Origin of the sequence: Candidatus Poriferisodalis sp. (genome assembly GCF_965237655.1) — a bacterium.
GTDB lineage: Bacteria > Actinomycetota > Acidimicrobiia > Acidimicrobiales > Poriferisodalaceae > Poriferisodalis.
This window is the reverse complement of record NZ_CBDEGB010000001.1, coordinates 1,244,355-1,261,056: the sequence shown is the minus strand read 5'-3', so window position 1 is coordinate 1,261,056 and position 16,702 is coordinate 1,244,355. Positions and strand designations below refer to the sequence as shown.

Annotated in this window: 15 protein-coding genes; 8 read left to right on the top strand and 7 right to left on the bottom strand. The window is 65.8% G+C overall.

The window, feature by feature from the left end; all coding sequences use genetic code 11:
* Positions 1-45 precede the first annotated feature (45 nt).
* The 6 genes from ACPXYO_RS06085 to ACPXYO_RS06060 all read left to right on the top strand — a co-directional run bounded on the left by ACPXYO_RS06085 (position 46) and on the right by ACPXYO_RS06060 (position 5,019).
* Positions 46-942 carry an ABC transporter substrate-binding protein gene (locus ACPXYO_RS06085; protein ID WP_423917711.1) on the top strand — a complete coding sequence of 299 codons (897 nt, stop codon included), beginning with the start codon at positions 46-48 and terminating at the stop codon, positions 940-942.
* A gap of 12 nt (positions 943-954) precedes the next feature.
* Positions 955-2,034: a FecCD family ABC transporter permease gene (locus tag ACPXYO_RS06080; protein ID WP_423917708.1), complete on the top strand. Its 1,080-nt coding sequence runs from the start codon at positions 955-957 to the stop codon at positions 2,032-2,034.
* Positions 2,035-2,126: 92 nt separating this feature from the next.
* Complete coding sequence (locus ACPXYO_RS06075; protein ID WP_423918708.1) at positions 2,127-2,930, top strand: ABC transporter ATP-binding protein; 804 nt, start codon at positions 2,127-2,129, stop codon at positions 2,928-2,930.
* Positions 2,927-3,511, top strand: coding sequence for a cob(I)yrinic acid a,c-diamide adenosyltransferase (gene cobO / locus ACPXYO_RS06070; protein WP_423917705.1), 585 nt, complete (start codon positions 2,927-2,929; stop codon positions 3,509-3,511). Before ACPXYO_RS06075 ends, cobO begins: the two co-directional genes overlap by 4 nt.
* Positions 3,512-3,594: 83 nt before the next feature.
* Positions 3,595-4,752 carry a pyridoxal phosphate-dependent aminotransferase gene (locus ACPXYO_RS06065; protein ID WP_423917703.1) on the top strand — a complete coding sequence of 386 codons (1,158 nt, stop codon included), beginning with the start codon at positions 3,595-3,597 and terminating at the stop codon, positions 4,750-4,752.
* A gap of 108 nt (positions 4,753-4,860) precedes the next feature.
* Positions 4,861-5,019, top strand: a complete 159-nt coding sequence (locus ACPXYO_RS06060) for an enoyl-CoA hydratase/isomerase family protein (protein WP_423917700.1) — start codon at positions 4,861-4,863, stop codon at positions 5,017-5,019.
* 21 nt (positions 5,020-5,040) lie between these two features.
* On the opposite strand, the gene ACPXYO_RS06055 is transcribed toward ACPXYO_RS06060, so the two are convergent.
* From ACPXYO_RS06055 to ACPXYO_RS06040, 4 genes are all read right to left on the bottom strand, one after another.
* Positions 5,041-5,364: a type II toxin-antitoxin system PemK/MazF family toxin gene (locus ACPXYO_RS06055; protein ID WP_423917698.1), complete on the bottom strand. Its 324-nt coding sequence runs from the start codon at positions 5,362-5,364 to the stop codon at positions 5,041-5,043.
* Complete coding sequence (locus ACPXYO_RS06050) at positions 5,361-5,633, bottom strand: AbrB/MazE/SpoVT family DNA-binding domain-containing protein (protein WP_423917695.1); 273 nt, start codon at positions 5,631-5,633, stop codon at positions 5,361-5,363. Before ACPXYO_RS06050 ends, ACPXYO_RS06055 begins: the two co-directional genes overlap by 4 nt.
* A gap of 108 nt (positions 5,634-5,741) precedes the next feature.
* Positions 5,742-6,944 (bottom strand): acyl-CoA dehydrogenase family protein, encoded by a 1,203-nt coding sequence (locus ACPXYO_RS06045; protein WP_423917692.1) that lies wholly within the window; start codon positions 6,942-6,944, stop codon positions 5,742-5,744.
* 305 nt (positions 6,945-7,249) lie between these two features.
* Entirely contained in the window at positions 7,250-8,206 is a 957-nt protein-coding gene (locus ACPXYO_RS06040; protein ID WP_423917689.1) for a P1 family peptidase, read from the bottom strand.
* A 399-nt stretch (positions 8,207-8,605) separates the two neighbouring features.
* Between ACPXYO_RS06040 and ACPXYO_RS06035 the strand changes: the two genes are divergently transcribed.
* On the top strand, positions 8,606-8,944 hold the full coding sequence (locus ACPXYO_RS06035; RefSeq protein WP_420446466.1) for a hypothetical protein: 339 nt from the start codon (positions 8,606-8,608) through the stop codon (positions 8,942-8,944).
* A complete protein-coding gene (locus ACPXYO_RS06030) occupies positions 8,841-9,491 on the top strand; it encodes an RES family NAD+ phosphorylase (protein WP_423918705.1) in 651 nt (216 codons plus the stop codon). The genes ACPXYO_RS06035 and ACPXYO_RS06030 overlap by 104 nt, the downstream gene beginning before the upstream one ends.
* 2 nt (positions 9,492-9,493) lie before the next feature.
* Here ACPXYO_RS06030 and ACPXYO_RS06025 read toward each other — a convergent pair whose 3' ends face one another.
* The 3 genes from ACPXYO_RS06025 to ACPXYO_RS06015 all read right to left on the bottom strand — a co-directional run bounded on the left by ACPXYO_RS06025 (position 9,494) and on the right by ACPXYO_RS06015 (position 16,680).
* Entirely contained in the window at positions 9,494-11,344 is a 1,851-nt protein-coding gene (locus ACPXYO_RS06025) for a DEAD/DEAH box helicase (protein WP_423917686.1), read from the bottom strand.
* A gap of 117 nt (positions 11,345-11,461) precedes the next feature.
* Positions 11,462-13,510 carry a RecQ family ATP-dependent DNA helicase gene (locus ACPXYO_RS06020; RefSeq protein WP_423918702.1) on the bottom strand — a complete coding sequence of 683 codons (2,049 nt, stop codon included), beginning with the start codon at positions 13,508-13,510 and terminating at the stop codon, positions 11,462-11,464.
* Positions 13,511-13,707: 197 nt separating this feature from the next.
* Positions 13,708-16,680 carry a helicase C-terminal domain-containing protein gene (locus ACPXYO_RS06015; protein WP_423917683.1) on the bottom strand — a complete coding sequence of 991 codons (2,973 nt, stop codon included), beginning with the start codon at positions 16,678-16,680 and terminating at the stop codon, positions 13,708-13,710.
* Between the last annotated feature and the right edge of the window lie 22 nt (positions 16,681-16,702).

Sequence of the window (16,702 nt, the reverse complement as noted above, 5' to 3'; positions counted from 1 at the left end):
AGCTCCCGCTGCTCGGCCCTGAACTCGAGCAGAAGGGAGAACACCATGAACCGCACATCAACAAGACGAGCCTCGCTGCCGCGGAGGCTGTTGTGGGCAGTTGCCGCCCTGAGTCTTGTGGCGGCCGCTTGCACCGGCAGCGACGCGGAATCTGAAGAGGACCGCGAATTCCAGCGGATCGTGTCGATCTCCCCGACCGGCACCGAGATCCTGTTCGCCATCGGCGCCGGCGACCGCGTCGTGGCCGTCGACCAGTTCTCGTACTACCCGCCCGAAGCTCCCGTCACCGACCTGGATGGCTGGAACCCCAATATCGAGGCCATTGCCGCATACGAGCCTGATCTCGTGGTGCTGCAGACCGATGGCGATCTCATCTCCGGCCTCGAAGCGCTGGGCATCGCCGTGCTCGCGCATGACGCGCCGTTCGTATTCGACGACGTGTACGCCCAGATCGCCCAGTTCGGCGAAGTCACCGGTCAGGTCGACGAGGCGGCTCAGCTCGCTGCCGACATGGGGGCTCAGATTGCGGACTTGATTGCAGCTGCGCCTGACGCATCGGGTCTGAGCTACTACCTCGAGCTCGACCACACCCTCTACACCGTCACGAGCGGCACGTTCATCGGCCAGGTCTATGGATTGTTCGGGCTTGAGAACGTCGCCGATCCCGCAGACTCCGACGGCACCTCCTACGGCTACCCACAGCTCAGCGACGAGTACCTGGTGGATGCCAACCCCGACGTGATCTTCCTGGCCGACACGCTCTGCTGCGACCAGAACGCTGCAACTGTCGCTGCACGCCCCGGCTGGGACGAACTCACGGCCGTGCAGGCGGGCAGGGTTGTGGAACTCAGCGACGACATTGTCTCGAGGTGGGGTCCCCGCCTGGTGGACTTCATCGCCGCCATCTCCGACGTGCTCCGAGATATCGGCGCGGCGAGCTGATTGGCACTGGACATGGCCAGCTCACCCATGTCGCTCGCCCCTGAGGTGACCGAGGCAACGCTTCGGCCGTCGGGTCTGCGGCCCGCAGCGCTCATCGCGGGGCTTGTGGCGGTCGCGATTGCCGTGACCGCGGGACTGACGATTGGCCCGGCCGGAATCCCTGTTCACCGGGCGGTATTGGAGCTGTTCGACGCGCTGCCCGGCCTCACGTTCGATTCTGGGCTGAGCTCGCCACACGCAGCGATCGTGCGGGAGATTCGCCTTCCCCGTGTTGTGCTTGGCCTGTTAGTGGGCGCCACGTTGTCGATGAGCGGCGCGACCTACCAGGCCGCGTTCCGCAACCCGCTCGCTGACCCGTACCTGCTGGGTATCGCTGCAGGCGCTGGCCTCGGCGCGACCATTGCCATCACCAACAACCTCGGCGACGGTGCTGGCGCCCTGGACCCAGTGCCGCTCGCCGCGTTCGCCGGAGGGCTCATTGCGGTGACGGTGTCCTACGCCGCAGGACACCTCGGCGGCCGCTCGACGGCGTCGCTGATCCTGGCCGGAATCGCCGTAGCCAGCTTCCTGACGGCATGCCAGACCTACGTCTTGCAGGCCAACAGCGATGCCTTTCGCAAGATCTTCGCCTGGATCCTGGGCCGCATCGCGACCTCGGGATGGTCGGAACCGGCACTGATGCTCCCGTACTTCGTGGTGACCACCGCGGTCGTGCTCCGTTACCGCCGGGCGCTCGACGTGCTCGCTGTCGGGGACGAGGAGGCCGCCGCACTCGGCATCGAACCCCGAAAGGTGCGCTTGATCGTGGTGCTCGCGGCCTCACTGGGCGCAGCTGCGGCTGTGTCGGTCAGTGGCTTGATCGGATTCGTCGGCATCATCGTGCCCCACACGGTGCGGCTCGCGTTCGGGGCCAGCAACCGCGTCGTACTGCCGCTCTCGGTGCTGTTCGGAGGAGCGTTCATGGTGCTCGCCGACCTGGGGGCACGCACGGTGCTGTCGCCGTCGGAATTGCCGATCGGGGTCGTCACTGCCTTCCTGGGAGCGCCGTTCTTCGTGCTCGTCTTGCGCACGACGCGCCGGGAGGTCTGGTGACCGAAACAGCGGCTCCCCCTGCGACCGCCTCCGCGGCTGCGGCCTCCGTCGAGGGCGCCGTACCCACTGCTTCACCTGGCCACGCCGTCAGGATCCAAGCGCTGGAAGTCAACCTCGATGGCGCGCAGGTGCTCGACGGTGTCGATCTGACCGTCACAGCAGGCGAGTGGGTGAACATCATCGGGCCCAATGGCGCCGGCAAGACGACGCTGCTTCGAGCGGTGTTGGGCCTAGTGCCGTTCCGCGGGAAGATCCAGATCAACGGAATTGGAGAACGTCGCCGCGCCGCGCGTGCTCGCCATGTGGCTTACGTTCCCCAGACGCCGGTGATCCCTCCGGGAATGCTCGTCGCCGATTACGTACTCCTCGGACGCACACCTCACCGAAGCGTGTTCTCCGCGGAGACCGCCGGCGACCGCCGGATCGTTGCCGAAGTCCTGGAACGGCTCGATCTAGGTGGCTTCGGCGAGCGCACTGTCCAGTCGCTCTCGGGAGGTGAACGTCAGCGGGCCGTGCTTGCGAGGGCGCTCGCCCAGCAGACCGGCGTTCTGCTGCTGGACGAACCGACCACAGCGTTGGACCTCGGACATCAGCAGGACGTGCTCGAACTCGTCGAGGCGTTGCGGTGCGAGCACGGGCTGACCGTCATTGCAACGTTGCACGACCTCACGCTCGCAGCCCGATACGGCGACCGGGTCGCGATCCTCTCGGACGGCCGGATCGCGCAGTGCGGATCACCGGCCGAGGTGCTTACCGTTGCGAACATCTCCGAGCACTTCAATGCGAAGATTCGCATCCTCGACGACCCTGACGGCCCCGTGATCGTCCCGAGCGCTACCAACTCGACCCCGAACTCGACGATCGAAGGGGTACCCACCAATGGAGGCACCCGATGACCGATTCCCCGACATCCGCCGACACGCCGCCCACGGAGGACCCCCGGCCCGATGGCCTGCGCACCGCTCGCAGTCTCGTTGTGGTGAATACCGGCGACGGCAAGGGCAAGTCCTCGGCCGCGTTCGGCACAGCAATGAGAGCTCGCGCCCGTGGCTGGCCAGTCGCTGTGGTGCAGTTCCTCAAGTCCGATGACTGGGTGACCGGAGAGCAGATGATGGCCGAACCGCTCGGCATCGACTTCTGGTCGCTGGGTGAGGGATTCACCTGGGACAGCGACGACCTCACCCGCGATGAGGCTGAGGCTCGCGAGGCGTGGCAGCACGGCAAGGCGCTTGTGGCAGCGGGCGATCACCGGCTGGTCGTCTTCGACGAAATCACCTACCCGCTCAACTGGGGCTGGATCGACGCAGCCGACGTGGAGGCCACGTTCCGGAGCCGACCCACCCACGTGTCCTTGGTGCTGACGGGGCGCGACGCGCCCAGCTGGATGATTGACCTCGCCGACACCGTGACCGAGATGCGCAAGACCAAGCACGCCTACGACGCGGGGATCCGGGCCAAGAAGGGCATCGACTACTGAACCATGAGTGGTGCCCGCTGCGGCATCTGTTCCCATCGGCCCAGGCTCTTAGCATCTGGCGCTATGCGGGGACAGACCCAAGCGTGAGCGGACTCAAGGTTTCCGGGCGCGCAGACATTGCGCCGTTCTTCGTCATGGAGATGATGCGAGCCGCCGCGCAACGGGAAGCTGCGGGTGGCGATGTCGTGCACATGGAGGTCGGCCAGCCGTCCACGCCCGCGCCTGCGGGTGCGCGTGCGGCCGCAAAGGCCGCAATCGACAACGACGTGCTGGGCTACACCGCCGCGGTCGGGATCGAGCCCCTGCGTGCCCGGCTGGTCCAACACTACGCCGATTGGTACGACCACGAGGCCGACCCTGGCCGCATCGTCATCACCCAGGGCGCTAGCGGTGCGTTCACGCTCGCGTTCCTCTCGTGTTTCGAGGCGGGCGACCGCGTGGCAGTGACGGCTCCAGGTTATCCGTGCTACCGCAACACGCTCGAAGCGCTGGACATCGACGTCGTCGAGATTGCAGTCACACCCGAGACGGGATTCCGGCTCACGGCCGACATGGTTGAAGGTGCCGGCCCGCTCGATGGATTGGTGGTGGCCAGCCCCGCCAATCCGACCGGCACCATGCTCATCGCCGACGAGTTGGGTCGGCTCGCTCTTTGGTGCCACGGAGCTGGCGTCCGGCTCATCTCCGATGAGATCTACCACGGCATCTCCTACGGCAGCGAAGCGGCCACTGCGACGGCGTACAGCCCAAGCGCTGTCGTGGTGAACAGCTTCTCCAAGTACTTCTCGATGACCGGCTGGCGCCTCGGCTGGCTGCTGCTGCCACCCGAACTTGTGGCGCCCGTCGAGCGCCTCGCCCAGAACGCCACCATCGCCGCTGCCACGGTCTCTCAGCACGCAGCGTTGGGGGCCTTCGACAGCATCGGCGAGCTCGAAGCCAACGTGGCCCGCTACGCCGCAAACCGCCAGATCCTGCTCGACGGTCTGCCGGGCGCCGGGATTGATCGCATCGCTCCGCCCGACGGGGCGTTCTACATCTACGCCAACGTCGATCACCTCACCGACGACAGCGCCGAGCTGGCAGCTGTCTGGCTTGGGGAACTGGGCATCGCCACCACACCCGGCATCGACTTCGACCCGGCTGAAGGCCACCGCTACATTCGCTTCTCGTTTGCCGGCAGCAATGACGACATGGAACAGACCGTCGAGCGGCTCACCGCCTGGGCCACACAGCGAAGCTGAGCCATCGGGCGCAGCGCGAGACCCACCGCGGCCTCTCGGTGAACTTCGGAGGCACGTGGATCCTGCCTCGGCTCATCGGCCTGCCGCCGGTCCCCCATTGCGATCGCGATGACCAAGCGTCTGCTCACCCTCAACGCCAGCGCCGACTTCGCCACTGCGCTCGAGGGCGAGGGCATGGCGCAGTCGCTCAACTTCACCACCGAGGACACCAAAGAGGCCGTCAAGGCGTTCCTCGAGAAGCGGCCCCCGACGTGCACTAGTCGGTAGCAGCAGCCCGGCGTGGGGAGGTCAGTCGGCGAACATCTCGCGCGCGACGGCGAGCACCCGCGCGGTCGTCGGCGCCGGGAGCCGGCCGAGGTTGCGCACAAGCCGCTCTTTGTCCACCGCCCGCATCTGATCCAACACGACGTGAGTGCGCACGCCGTCAAACCGGCAGGCGGCTCTGAACGGGTAGGGGTGGCTACCGGTGGTCATCGGCGCAACCAGACAGCTCGCCCAGTGCTCATTGAGCTCGTCGGGCGAGATCACCACAGCGGGACGGGTCTTGCGAATCTCCGAGCCAACGGCGGGATCCAGGCTGCACAGAAACACATCCCCGCGTCGGGGCGTCATCGGGCGTCTTCCCTCGCGGGTTCCCATTCCCATCCGTCGGTGTCGAACCGGGTCGGCGGCCAAGACTCGGTGCCGATGTCGTCGTCTCGCTCGCGAGCCAGTCGGGCCGCTTCGGCCCACCCTGCCCTCGTCTCAGGCCGGGGCTCGATGAGCACGCCGCCGTCCACGACGCGCAGCGAGACACGCTCGCCCAGGCCGGCCTCCTCGATGAGCGGCTTCGGCAGCCGGACGCCGCGTGAGTTGCCGATCGGCACGATTCTCGCGTCCATGCAGGCCTCCATGCGCCATCAGCACCATTGCTGGCACCGGCAAATTGTGATTACATTATAACCACAGCCAGCGTTGTGCAGCGAAACGCGGGCCAGCCCAGGGCAGGATCAGGCTAGTGACGCGCGGGACTCCGCCCAGGTCTTGCCGGATTCGACGTCAACGTCGTGAGGGAGGCCCAGCACTCGCTCGGCGATGATGTTTCGCTGCACCTCCGAGGTGCCGCCGCCGATCGTCAGCGCCGGGCTGAACAGGTAGCCGCCGTGCCAGCCGTTCCAGCCTTCCACGACGGCTTGAGACTTCGGGAACTCCGGCGAGGTGCCGAGCGGGCCCGTGTGTGTCAGCAGTCCATGGGCCCCGGCGAGATCCTTTGCCAGCGTCATCACGTGTTGGCCGTGATCGTCGGCAAGCGCCTTGCGCACGCTGGCCTCGGGTCCGGGCTGGCGCCCATGCAGGCGCGCGCTCAGTGTCCGCAGCCGGATGAGACGCAGCACCTCACCCTCGATGTGCAACTGCGCTGCGCGGTCACGCATGACCGGGTCGGTGAGGCCACCAGCGGAACGGACGATGTCGAGCAGGTCGGCAGCACTGGGACCGCTGCCCCACAGCGCGCCCTCGCCCGAGAGCGACACCCGTTCATTGCCCAGCGTGATCTTCGCTAGGCGCCACCCGTCGTTCTCGTCCCCGATGCGGTTCTCGACTGGCAACTCCATGTCGGTGAAGAACGTCTGGTTGAACGAGTAGGCCGTGGTCATGTCGATGATCGGGCGCAGTTCGAGGCCCGGCGTGTCCATCGGGCAGATGAAATACGACACGCCTCGGTGCTTGGGCACGTCCGGATCGGTGCGGGCAATGAGGATGCCGAATTTGCTGCGGTGCGCTCCTGACGACCAGATCTTCGAGCCGTTCACGATGTAGCGATCGCCGTCACGCACAGCCCGCGTGGCCAGGTTGGCGAGATCTGAGCCGCTGTCTGGCTCGGAGAACAGCTGGCACCACACTTCCTCGCCGGTCAGGATCGGCCACAGGTAGCGCTCCTTTTGCGCATCCGTTCCGCCGTACAGAATCGTCGGGCCGGCCCAACCCAGACCGATGCCGGCGGCCAGCCGGCGGATGCCTGCGCTGGCCAGCTCCTCGTCGATCAGCAGCTGGGTGATCGGGTCGGCTTCGAGGCCGTAGGGCTTGGGCCAGTGCGGTGCCACGTAGCCGGCGTGCGCCAGTGCCTCCTGGCTGGGCGCACCGTCGTGGTCGTCGAGCCAGTTGCGCACCGCAACACGGCGAGGATCATCATCGTCCGGCCAGTCGAAATCCATGAGCGGACCCTAGTAGTGGCTCGTCAGACGCGAACAGGCCCCGGCATCTCTACCGGGGCCTGTGCTTACCCGAAGATCGTTGTCGCGCCTCCGCTGCTTGGCGGGGCTGCAGCCGCGTGAGGACCAGCACGCGGATCTTGTGGGGTTCGGTGGTCCGGGTTGGAGTCGCCACCTGATGGAGGCGGCCCCTCTTCGGAAGCGGGTCGCCTCAGCGCCCGGCCACCTCCAGAGTCCTCTTGCGTTTCGCCATTGTGTGGACCACCCCCTTTCTCTGGTGCGCCCAGATTGCCACAGACGCGAGCCCCTCAGGTGGCGATGGCGGCCCTGATGGCTGAAGCCACCGCCCGCGCGCCGAGCATTGCGATCAGGTCGGCTCTGGTCTCGACCTCGCCTGTCGCAAGCAGGAAGAGGGCATCGCCGTCGAAATTGGTGTGGGGCGGCTCGATGGCCCGGGCGATGCCCGTGTGCGCCAAGTCGGCCGCGCGGCACGCTTCGGGCTTGGTGAGCCGGGCATTGGTGACCAGGCAGCCGATGGTGGTGTTGGCCCGCTCGGGATGGTCTGTCGTGGTGGTCGCGCTCGCCGGGTCGACCCCATCGGGCACCTCGGTGCCGCGCCCGGTGAAACCGGCGATGAGTTCGATTGGGGCGTACGGGTAACGATCCATCTCTGGTGACGCAGTGGTGCCAGCGAGCACAGTGCCGTCGGCACCGATGACGTCACCGAGGGCATTGACCGCCATGACGGCGCCCACCACCACGTCCCCGGAGCGCACGATTGCCGTGCCCAGTCCGCCCGGCACGGAGAAATCTCGTCCGGCGATCTTGCCGATCGTGCACCCGCGCCCGACGCCGATCCGGCCGTTGGCGGGATCGCCAGGCGTGGCCGCTTCGCACGCAGCCCAGCCAGCGGCTGCAGTGGGCCGAGTGCTCTGCGGCGAGGCGATGTCGTACACAACCGCGGCGCCCACGACCGGAACGATGCTGTCGCGGATGTTGAGCCCGCGGCCTTGCTCAGCGCACCACCGCACGACGCCGTCGGCCGCCGCGAGCCCGAACACGCTGTTGCCGCACAACACGACGCCGTGGCATTCCACCCCGGCGCCCGTCGGGCCAAGCGTCGCCGCCTCCCGCGTGCCCGGAGCGCCCCCACGCACAGCGATCGCTCCCAGGGTCCCCGCTGGTGGCAGTACGACTGTCACGCCAGTACCGGCCACCTCGTCAGTCCATGACCCGACGAGTACGGACTCCAACCCCAGCGCCATGAGCGCGGACCCTACGCGCTGCGTTGCCCACCCGCCGGACCGCGCCCTAGCGCGCTCCGATATCACCCAAAAGCACTCGGGCAAGATTTCTCGTGCGGCAGCCCTGGCTCAACTGATTCGCGAAAGCCGCGACGCGCGATGGCCGACCGGACACAAAACCATGCTTGACCGAAGACCAGGCTGCGGCAGTCTCACCGATGTGCGTGCGCAGACCTCAGACCGCGATCGACCAAGCTCATTCGGGCCGCGCCCTCGAGTACCGAGAACTCGCCGAGCATTCGGCCGAACAGGACAGCACGGTAAGGGCTCAGTCATTTCACTAGCTATTGTTACTGACAGAACTTCGACAGAATATATGACATCCAAGCGTGTCGACATACTTCCGAAAGGACGGGCTCCATGGCGGCAGGAATCGCCGAACGGGTTCGGGAACTCCAGGACGCAGCCCGGCTTACCCAAAGTGACATCGGGCGCGTCGTCGGTACATCGGCGCGCACAGTCGCCCGTTGGGATCGTGGCAGTTGCGCACCCCAACCTGGGGCCCGCCAGCGACTGCTCGAGTTGGTGTACGTCACTGATCAGGCGTCCACAGTCATCCAGCCTTCGGAATTCTCGCTTTGGCTGTTCGCCCCAAATCGGCTGCTCGACCACGATTCGCCTGCCGACCGAATCGCTCAGGGCGACTACCGATCCGTTCTCGCCCTTATCGAAGCGCTCGCCGACGGCATCACGGTCTAGTGGCAGCGACGATGCAACCGAAACGGCCGAGGACGACCCGCTATCGGCTCTGAACTCGCTCGGCGCGACACCACTGGATCTCATTGCCTACCGGCACACTTCTCGCAACCGTCCGCCCCTCTCCGGTCGCGGTGCGCAAGCCCTCGGCGGCCGCTGGAATCGTCGCGGAGGGAGCGCAGCCATTTACCTCACGGATTCCGTGCCGGGGTGTGCGGCGGAGTTCCGTCGGATGGCAGCAGGACAAGGCCGGGGGAGCTCCGCGCTGCTGCCCCGCGCGCTACACCATGTGCACCTCGATCAGATGCCGCTCGTCGATCTTGCTGTACCCGGCGCTCTCGACGCACTCGGACTCAGCCGGGACGACATCCGTGCCGCAGACTGGTCCAAGTGCCAGCTGATCGGCGAGACAGCTGCGCTGGCCGGTTACGCAGGCTTACGTGCACCGTCCGCTACCGGGATCGGGCACGTGATCGTCCTCTTTGAGGCTCTCATACCCGAGGGCCGAGTGCATCTCATCAAGACGGAGGATCTCAGCCCGTACCTGTGAACTCACACAACCCGTGCTTCCAGCAAGGCATCCACAATCGATCCATGACCGCTGACCGCTATCTTCAGCAGATCGGTGGCGCGAGTCATGCCGACATAGAGCAGGCGACGCCGCAGGGTGTCATCGGTGCTCGGACCCCCCCGGATGTCGTCCACGCCAATGATGTACACGCGTGCGAACTCGAGGCCCTTGGCGTGTTGCAACGTCGACAGGCGCGCGCCGTCACCCGGTTCGGTTCCGTCGGAATTCAGATCGGCCAGCTTGAACGTCGGGATTTCCTGCCGACGGGCCAAGTGCTCGAAATCGCTCAGCCCGCCCCGGTTCCCCGCCAAGACCGCCATATCGGACCAACGAACGCCTTCTGCACTAGATCTGCGCAATGCCTCACAGACGGCTTGGTATCCCTCGAGGTGCGACTCAAAGTGACGCACATCGGGCGCGGGGCCCGACCGTTCGGCGGCTTCGGGCGGAATGAACGTTGCCGGGTCTTCTTCATCGCCGCCTTCGGGCACGCCGCCAGCCCGAAGAAAGTCATCGGCGAACTTCAAGATCTCATAGGTGTTGCGGTAGTTGACTCGAAGCACTTCGGACCGGCCCCGTCCGCTGATTTCGGTGGTGTCGGTCGAGCCGGGCCGATGCTGCGCCGGAGGCGGCAGTCCGGGCTGACGCCGATAGAGGTTCTGCGCAGAGTCGAGGGCGACCACGAAATCACTCCACGGATGCCGCAGGAGCCCGAACACCATGCGGGTCCTGCTGGCGTCGAGGTCCTGCGCCTCGTCGATCAAGACTGCGTCGTAGCGAGAGCGCTCGGGGACTCTGCCGGCGTCGAGCGCTCGGTTCACCTCCCCCACACGGCGGTCATACTTCGCGTTGCCCAGATGATCTGTCCGAATCCCAAGATTCCCGCAAATGGCCGATGCCAATCCATCGACAGTTCGTACAGCGATATTGGCGCAATCTTCGAGTTGCCGTTCCAACGACCATGCCAATGGCCGGTTGAAGCAGGTCAGCAGGATTCGCCAATTGGGATAGTGCCGTGCAAGGTGCCGTGCCCGGAACACCAGCACCAGCGTCTTGCCAGATCCGGCTACGCCTTTGATGACCCGGTAACCGTCTCCGAGATGTTCGGCAAGACGTTCCTGCTGGCGGTCCAGCACTTGCACAACGTCTTCACCACCGTTTGATGGCCGGAAGACCAGCTGACCCTGCTCGGCCTGCGCAGTGCTGTTCACGACGAGTCGCGGATTCAGCGCTGCTCGTGCCCGGCGCTCTTCGGCCGCGCTGAGGCCCACGTCGGCGCGCCCTCGCTCCCCGTTCGAGCGGGCGAGCACCCGCTCGAGCGCCGATTCGATCGATGCGGCGGAGAAGTCTTCTTGCAGCAGGAACTGATCCACGCGGGACTTGCCCGCGGCCAGAACCTTCGCCTTCGTCAACCGAGGCGCCGCCACCGCGAGCGCAACCGGGACTCTGGCTTCGCTGAGGCCCTGGGCAACAAGCCGGTCTCGGACTTCCTCGGACAGGTGCCCCAATCGGCTCCGTGTTTCTCCGGCGAGTCGCTGCAAAACGCCATGTGGCCGCCGCTTGGTCGCGAGGTTACGAGCGGTGCTGCCGGGAACGAAGTCCAAGAACACGATGCCAAGCGACGGGTGCAGCACAACGAGGTACGGCCTGCTCGTCGTGCCTTGCGAATCGGCCGAGGTTGAGTCGTCATCGTCAGATCGGGTCGCGTTCTGCGCATACAGCGTCACCGTGACTTGCTCCGGAAGCCAGTCCCGGAAGACCTGCGCTGCCTGCCGCAGCGGCGGCGGCACTGCCATGTTGTTGACAAGATTCGCAGGCAGCAAGAAAGCCATGAGTGACGTTCACGGTAGCGGCGACGTTCGGCGCAGCAGGTCACTGCACGATGCGATCGCCAGTGCGCACGAAGTGGAACTCCTGCTAACCAGCGATGTCGAAGAGCGAATGCTTGGCTACGACGCGACGCGCAGCGCTTCCCAACTTACGCGCTGTTCCTCGATGCGCTCGATGCGTAGCTGGCCTGCGCGCAAGAGGCGATCGATCTCGCGCCGCACTCCGCGCCCCCCGAGCGCAGCGAGACGGCCGTACAGCCGGTGTGTGCGCAGCGGAAGCGGGAGTTCGTTGCGGGTGCCCTCGCCGGACTCGCCAGCCAGGCACCGTTCGATGTTGCGCCGCGACGGCGACCGGCGGTTCGGATCGCCCGGCGGCACCTCTCCCGCGATCTCCAATATGACGGTCGCCGCGTCAACGGCTTTGTCAATGTGCTGGCGAGAGATCACGACCTGTTCCCACGGTCGTTCAAGATCGCCTCTGCACACATCGCACGCATGACAGCTCGACGCTTCGGCCGCACCGAGATATTCGAGCAACACTCGACGGCGGCAGTCGTGGCGGTTATCTCGATAGCGCTTCGCCATGTCGCTGAGATTGCGAACGGCACGCCTGCGCTGCTCGAGTGATGCGCCGATTGCCGCGAAGTCCGGAGTGCTCCCGGGGACGCGCCGCCACAGTGGCGAGACCTGCCATGCCGTCAGTTCGAGGGCCTCGGCATGACTGAGGTCAATCAGCGCTCGTTCGAGTCTGCGCGGTGACGACCAGCCCAGCTCCGCCGCCCAAGAGCGAATGCCGAAGGACCGCTCGCTCACTCCCTCGAGCGACTTCAGGATCTCGCGCGCATCCTCGCTCAGCCTTCCTGGGCCACTCTCGGAACGGTGAAGCTGAGCCGCACCGGGCAGGACTCGAACGATGCCTTCTTCGATCATGTCCTCGACGCGCTGAGCGCACCCCTGCTCAACCAGCAGATGCGCAGCCAGCTCGAGGTGACTGCTGTCCCTGTCCATAGCAGCGCGGCGGTCCTCGTTGACCCGGGTCAGCGCTACCGGCCCACCGGTGCGCTCACCGGCGATCTCCAACGACCTCCAGTGCTGCTTCACCGTGTCCGAACTGGGCGCTGCGTCCCTGACGAATGACTCGTGCACGCCACAGTCACCGGGTGTCCTCAACAGGATGCAGCGTCCGAAGCTCGGTCCGCTGCCATCGGTGGCGCCTCGCGCCGCTCGCCCCACCTCTTGCACGTAACTCTCGACCGACGCGGGCATCTCGAGATGGACGACCACCTCCACGTCAGGCTTGTCGATGCCCAAGCCGAATGCGTTAGTGCCGATAACGATGTCGATCTCCCCCGCACGGAAGGCTTCCTCGGTGTGCACGCGTTGCGCCGTCGACATGCCGCCGTGATACGGACGTACCGTGTGACCGTCGAGTCGCAAGAGCTCTGACAGGCGTACCGCCGTCGCTCGGCTCGGCACATAGACAATCATCGCTCGAAGCCGGTACGCCTCGGCGATCCGCATCACGACAACATCGCGGTCGTCAAGCGAGTCACAGTCCTCGACGAAGTAAAGGAGCTCTTTGCGGTCAGGGTCCACTTCGTGCCTGCGTGCCGTGCCCCCGATGCCGAGGCACGCCACGATGTCTTCGGTGACCTCGCGAGTGCCCGTGGCTGTCACCGCCAACACCGTCGGGCGCCGCAAAGGCGACAGCTCACGCAGCGCTTCGGCGATGGCTCGGTATTCGGGGCGGAAGCTATGGCCCCATTGGGAGACGCAGTGCGCCTCGTCGATTGCCACGGCTGAGATCTCGACGTCAGCCAATGCTTGTCGTAGGCGGCTTGACCACAACCGTTCTGGGGAAACGTAGAGCAGCTTGTACTCGCCGTCGCGAGCGCGCCGCAGCACCTCAGCTTGCTCACCTTGACTCTGACCCGAACGCAGTTCCGCCACTCGGGTCAACCCGCGTTCGCGCAGACCCTCGACCTGATCGCGCATCAGCGCCACCAACGGAGACACGACCAGTGTCAGACCCGGACGCAGCATTGCCGGCAACTGGTACGTGAGCGACTTGCCAGCTCCGGTGGGCATCACCGCCAGCGTGTCGTGGCCCTCTGCGAAGCTGCGCATCACTTCTCGCTGGCCCGGACGCCATTCATCGAAGCCAAGCAACTTACGCGCCCGCTCCAGTAGTTCGTCAAGATTCTCCGTTCGGGTTGCAGCATCCTGCGCGTCTGACAACGTTTCGAGCTCTCGCCACGGGTCGGAGGATGGCAGTGCTCGCAGCTCCGCTTCGCCGGGTGCGCCATATGGGAGTCCCAAGTGCTGGGCGACCGCTGCGTAGGCCGCGCTCGCCGTTCGAGGTCGGTCTATTGACGGCGGCCGGGCAGCGAGTCCAGGAAGGCGCTGGCATACGGCGCGCTGCCTCGAATCCGTTTGTCAAGCACGACGCACACGCCACGGTCCGACTCCGTTCGCACCAAGCGGCCGACTGCCTGTGTGAATCGAAGCACGGCCTCGGGCACGAGATAGCGGCTAAAGGCATCCTCTCCGCGGCGTTCAAGTTCGGCCATGCGTGCCGCCACCACCGGATCTCCGAGCGCAGCAAACGGCAACTTTTCGATGATCAACAGGCTCAGCGCTTCGCCGGGCACATTCACGCCTTCCCAGAACGAGCGCGTGGCTAGCAGGCTCGACGATGCGTCGGTACGCATCCGCTCCACAAGCTCGCCCGATGGGGCATCGCCCTGGCACATCACACCAAGTCCGTGCAACCGGAGCTCGGGCACGCGCCAGAGATGGTCGCGTGCATGTGCCATGCGAGCCGAGGCGGTGAACAGCGCGAGTGTCCGACCGCGTGCGACCAGAACAAGGCGCGCGATCTCGTCGGCCTCTGCCTTGGTGAACTCCGCCATCGATCCTCCGCGGGGCACCGGCAAGTGGCGTGGAAGCACCAGGAGCTCGTTCTGTGAGAGATTCTCGAACGGCGTCTGCAAGGCGAGTCGCTGGGCATCGGACAACCCGATCCGCTCGAGCACGAAGGAGAACTCGCCGTCGACGCGCAGAGTGGCCGAGGTCAGCACGACCGAATCCAGTTCTTCCCACTTTGCGCGCAAGTGTTCGTCAACGGACACCGGCACCCGTCGCATCGACCACTCCCAAGTTGTCTTGCCGCTGTCGACAGGCCTGCGACAACGGAGATCGACAATGCTGATCCAGCTGTTGTCGTCCCGTGCCGATGTGGTGTCGGCGAGCACTTCGGCTGCAGTTCGCGCCTGACGACTAATACAGCCCAGCTCTGACTCGATGTGACGCCAACGAACGCTTCCAAGCGCAGATGCGGGCGGCTCCAATGCCATGCATCCGCTCAGCCGCCGCAGACGTTCGGACAGTGCCCGCGCTGCTCGGCGTGCGGGCGCGAATTCTGCCCGACTGGTATCGAGTCCGGGCCTCAGCCGGTGCGAGACTCCGAAGCTTGCGGCCGCCTCGACGGTCACCTCTGTGCGACCTCGTATGTAGTCGACGATGCATCGATCCAGATCTGCCAGCGCCTCACGGCACTGTGTCAAGGCATCCAGAGCCGCGGCGATTTGCTCAGCTGACGAGTCATCCGAGGCTGCCACCGAGTATCGACGCAGCACGCCGGCACCGCTGTCGACGTGCGCGACGCAGTCGAACAACACGGCGAGCGCCGCGCCGCCCATGGTCTCGGTCAGCGCACTCGTCGCGGCTTCTTCGAGGTTGTGGCCTTCGTCGACGATGACATGCGACACCTCCTCGACGAGCCTGCCGAGCGTCGCGAGCACGGCGTGGTTGGCGACCACGATGTCCGCCGAGGAAATGCCGGCGAGTGCGCGGCGATAGAAGCACATGCGATCGGCGTCGTCAGCGGCGAATTCACGTACTTCGTCCACGCTCAGGCGCGATCGCAGGGCCACGAGCTGCGGCCAAGCGATTTCGAGCTGCGAGATGCTCAAGTCATCCCAGTCGCCGGTGACTGTCTGAGCGGCCCACCCGGTCATCACTGCCAGACCGAGCGCTTCGATCGGTCCGTCGGGTCCGGCTCCGATGGCTGCGTCAAGGTAGGCGACGGAAACGTAGTTGGCGATGCCTTTGAGCAGCACCCATCGGACGTCGCCAACAGCCCTGCGGTAGAGCTCGATGTCGGTGAGGAGTTGATCCTGCAGCACCTTGGAGTGCGTCGCAATCGCAACCGGGTGCCCTCGCGCTTGCGCACATGCCACCGCAGGCACCAGATATGCCAACGTCTTGCCCGTGCCAGTCGGCGCTTCGACCGCCAGTCGTCGCGTCCGGGCAGCCGAGTCTTCATTGTTGACGCCGAAACCGTCAGCGAGCGACCTGAGCACCGCAGTGGCCATCTCGCGTTGCTGGGATCTGTAGGCACGGCCATCGCCGGTGACGAGTACCCCGCCGGGGCTCAACGGCGCCAGAACCGCCGCTTCATCGAGCGTTACCACGGGTTCGGCGTTTGCCGCGTTGCCCTTGGCGTCGCGCATCACATGATCCATGTCGGCGGCGCTCGGCTGCCCGCCCATTGTTGCGAGACGACGTGCCTCAGCACTTCTCAAGCAATCGATCACAGACGTGCCAGCAGGCGGTGCCTCCATGAAGCGCGCCCACGGATGCTGGCCAGCGTGCAGGATCCAGCGCTGCAGCCGGCGTGCCGGCGACGGGTCGGAGATCATCTTCAGCATCCGCTCGATCAGCACCGCCGTCAGCTGCGCATCAGGAACGGCCCGATGCCGCTCCGAAGGCCGAACAGCAACACCGAGCCACGCCGTAAGATCGTCAACACTGCGACTCGCCGGTGGCACCGACCCGTCGGCGTTCGGCCTCATCTCGCTTCCCACCCGCGGAGCAGCTAGGTGAGCAAGATCCAAGCTGTCGAGCCGGTCGTCGTGAAGCGCTGCGACATCGCAGCGGCGACAGGCTTCATCGAGCACGGCAAAATCGTGAAGCCGCCCGTTGTGAGCGACCACGGGACTTCCGATGCAGTACTGCGCCAAGTCCAGGAGTGCGTCCCGGCAGGCAACCAAGCCGGCGCTCAGATTGGCGGAGACAGTGTCCACCGCTGTGCACGGAACGGATCCCGTGTCGGGAGCTGTGCCAACGAACTCGCTGCGTACCAAGCGGTGGAATACATCCGGATGCACGGAATGCCTGCCGTCCGCCAGGACTTCGACTCGGTGTGCGCCGATCTCGCGGATGTCTTGATTGGGGCCGAGGCCCACCAACGGCATCGTCTCGATGTCGAGCACAACGTATTGCCGCACACGCGGCGTCACGTCATCCGCAGTGGCCAGCGACCTCGAATTGCTCACCCGTCTTAGGTCAGGTCGACTG

What these genes read in the sequence shown, in the direction of transcription:
- ACPXYO_RS06085 (WP_423917711.1), top strand. Translation starts at nt 46, where the DNA reads ATGAACCGCACATCAACAAGACGAGCCTCGCTGCCGCGGAGGCTGTTG.
- ACPXYO_RS06080 (WP_423917708.1), top strand. Translation starts at nt 955, where the DNA reads ATGGCCAGCTCACCCATGTCGCTCGCCCCTGAGGTGACCGAGGCAACG.
- cobO (WP_423917705.1), top strand. Translation starts at nt 2,927, where the DNA reads ATGACCGATTCCCCGACATCCGCCGACACGCCGCCCACGGAGGACCCC.
- ACPXYO_RS06060 (WP_423917700.1), top strand. Translation starts at nt 4,861, where the DNA reads ATGACCAAGCGTCTGCTCACCCTCAACGCCAGCGCCGACTTCGCCACT.
- ACPXYO_RS06055 (WP_423917698.1), bottom strand. Translation starts at nt 5,364, where the DNA reads ATGACGCCCCGACGCGGGGATGTGTTTCTGTGCAGCCTGGATCCCGCC.
- ACPXYO_RS06050 (WP_423917695.1), bottom strand. Translation starts at nt 5,633, where the DNA reads ATGGACGCGAGAATCGTGCCGATCGGCAACTCACGCGGCGTCCGGCTG.
- ACPXYO_RS06045 (WP_423917692.1), bottom strand. Translation starts at nt 6,944, where the DNA reads ATGGATTTCGACTGGCCGGACGATGATGATCCTCGCCGTGTTGCGGTG.
- ACPXYO_RS06040 (WP_423917689.1), bottom strand. Translation starts at nt 8,206, where the DNA reads ATGGCGCTGGGGTTGGAGTCCGTACTCGTCGGGTCATGGACTGACGAG.
- ACPXYO_RS06035 (WP_420446466.1), top strand. Translation starts at nt 8,606, where the DNA reads ATGGCGGCAGGAATCGCCGAACGGGTTCGGGAACTCCAGGACGCAGCC.
- ACPXYO_RS06025 (WP_423917686.1), bottom strand. Translation starts at nt 11,344, where the DNA reads ATGGCTTTCTTGCTGCCTGCGAATCTTGTCAACAACATGGCAGTGCCG.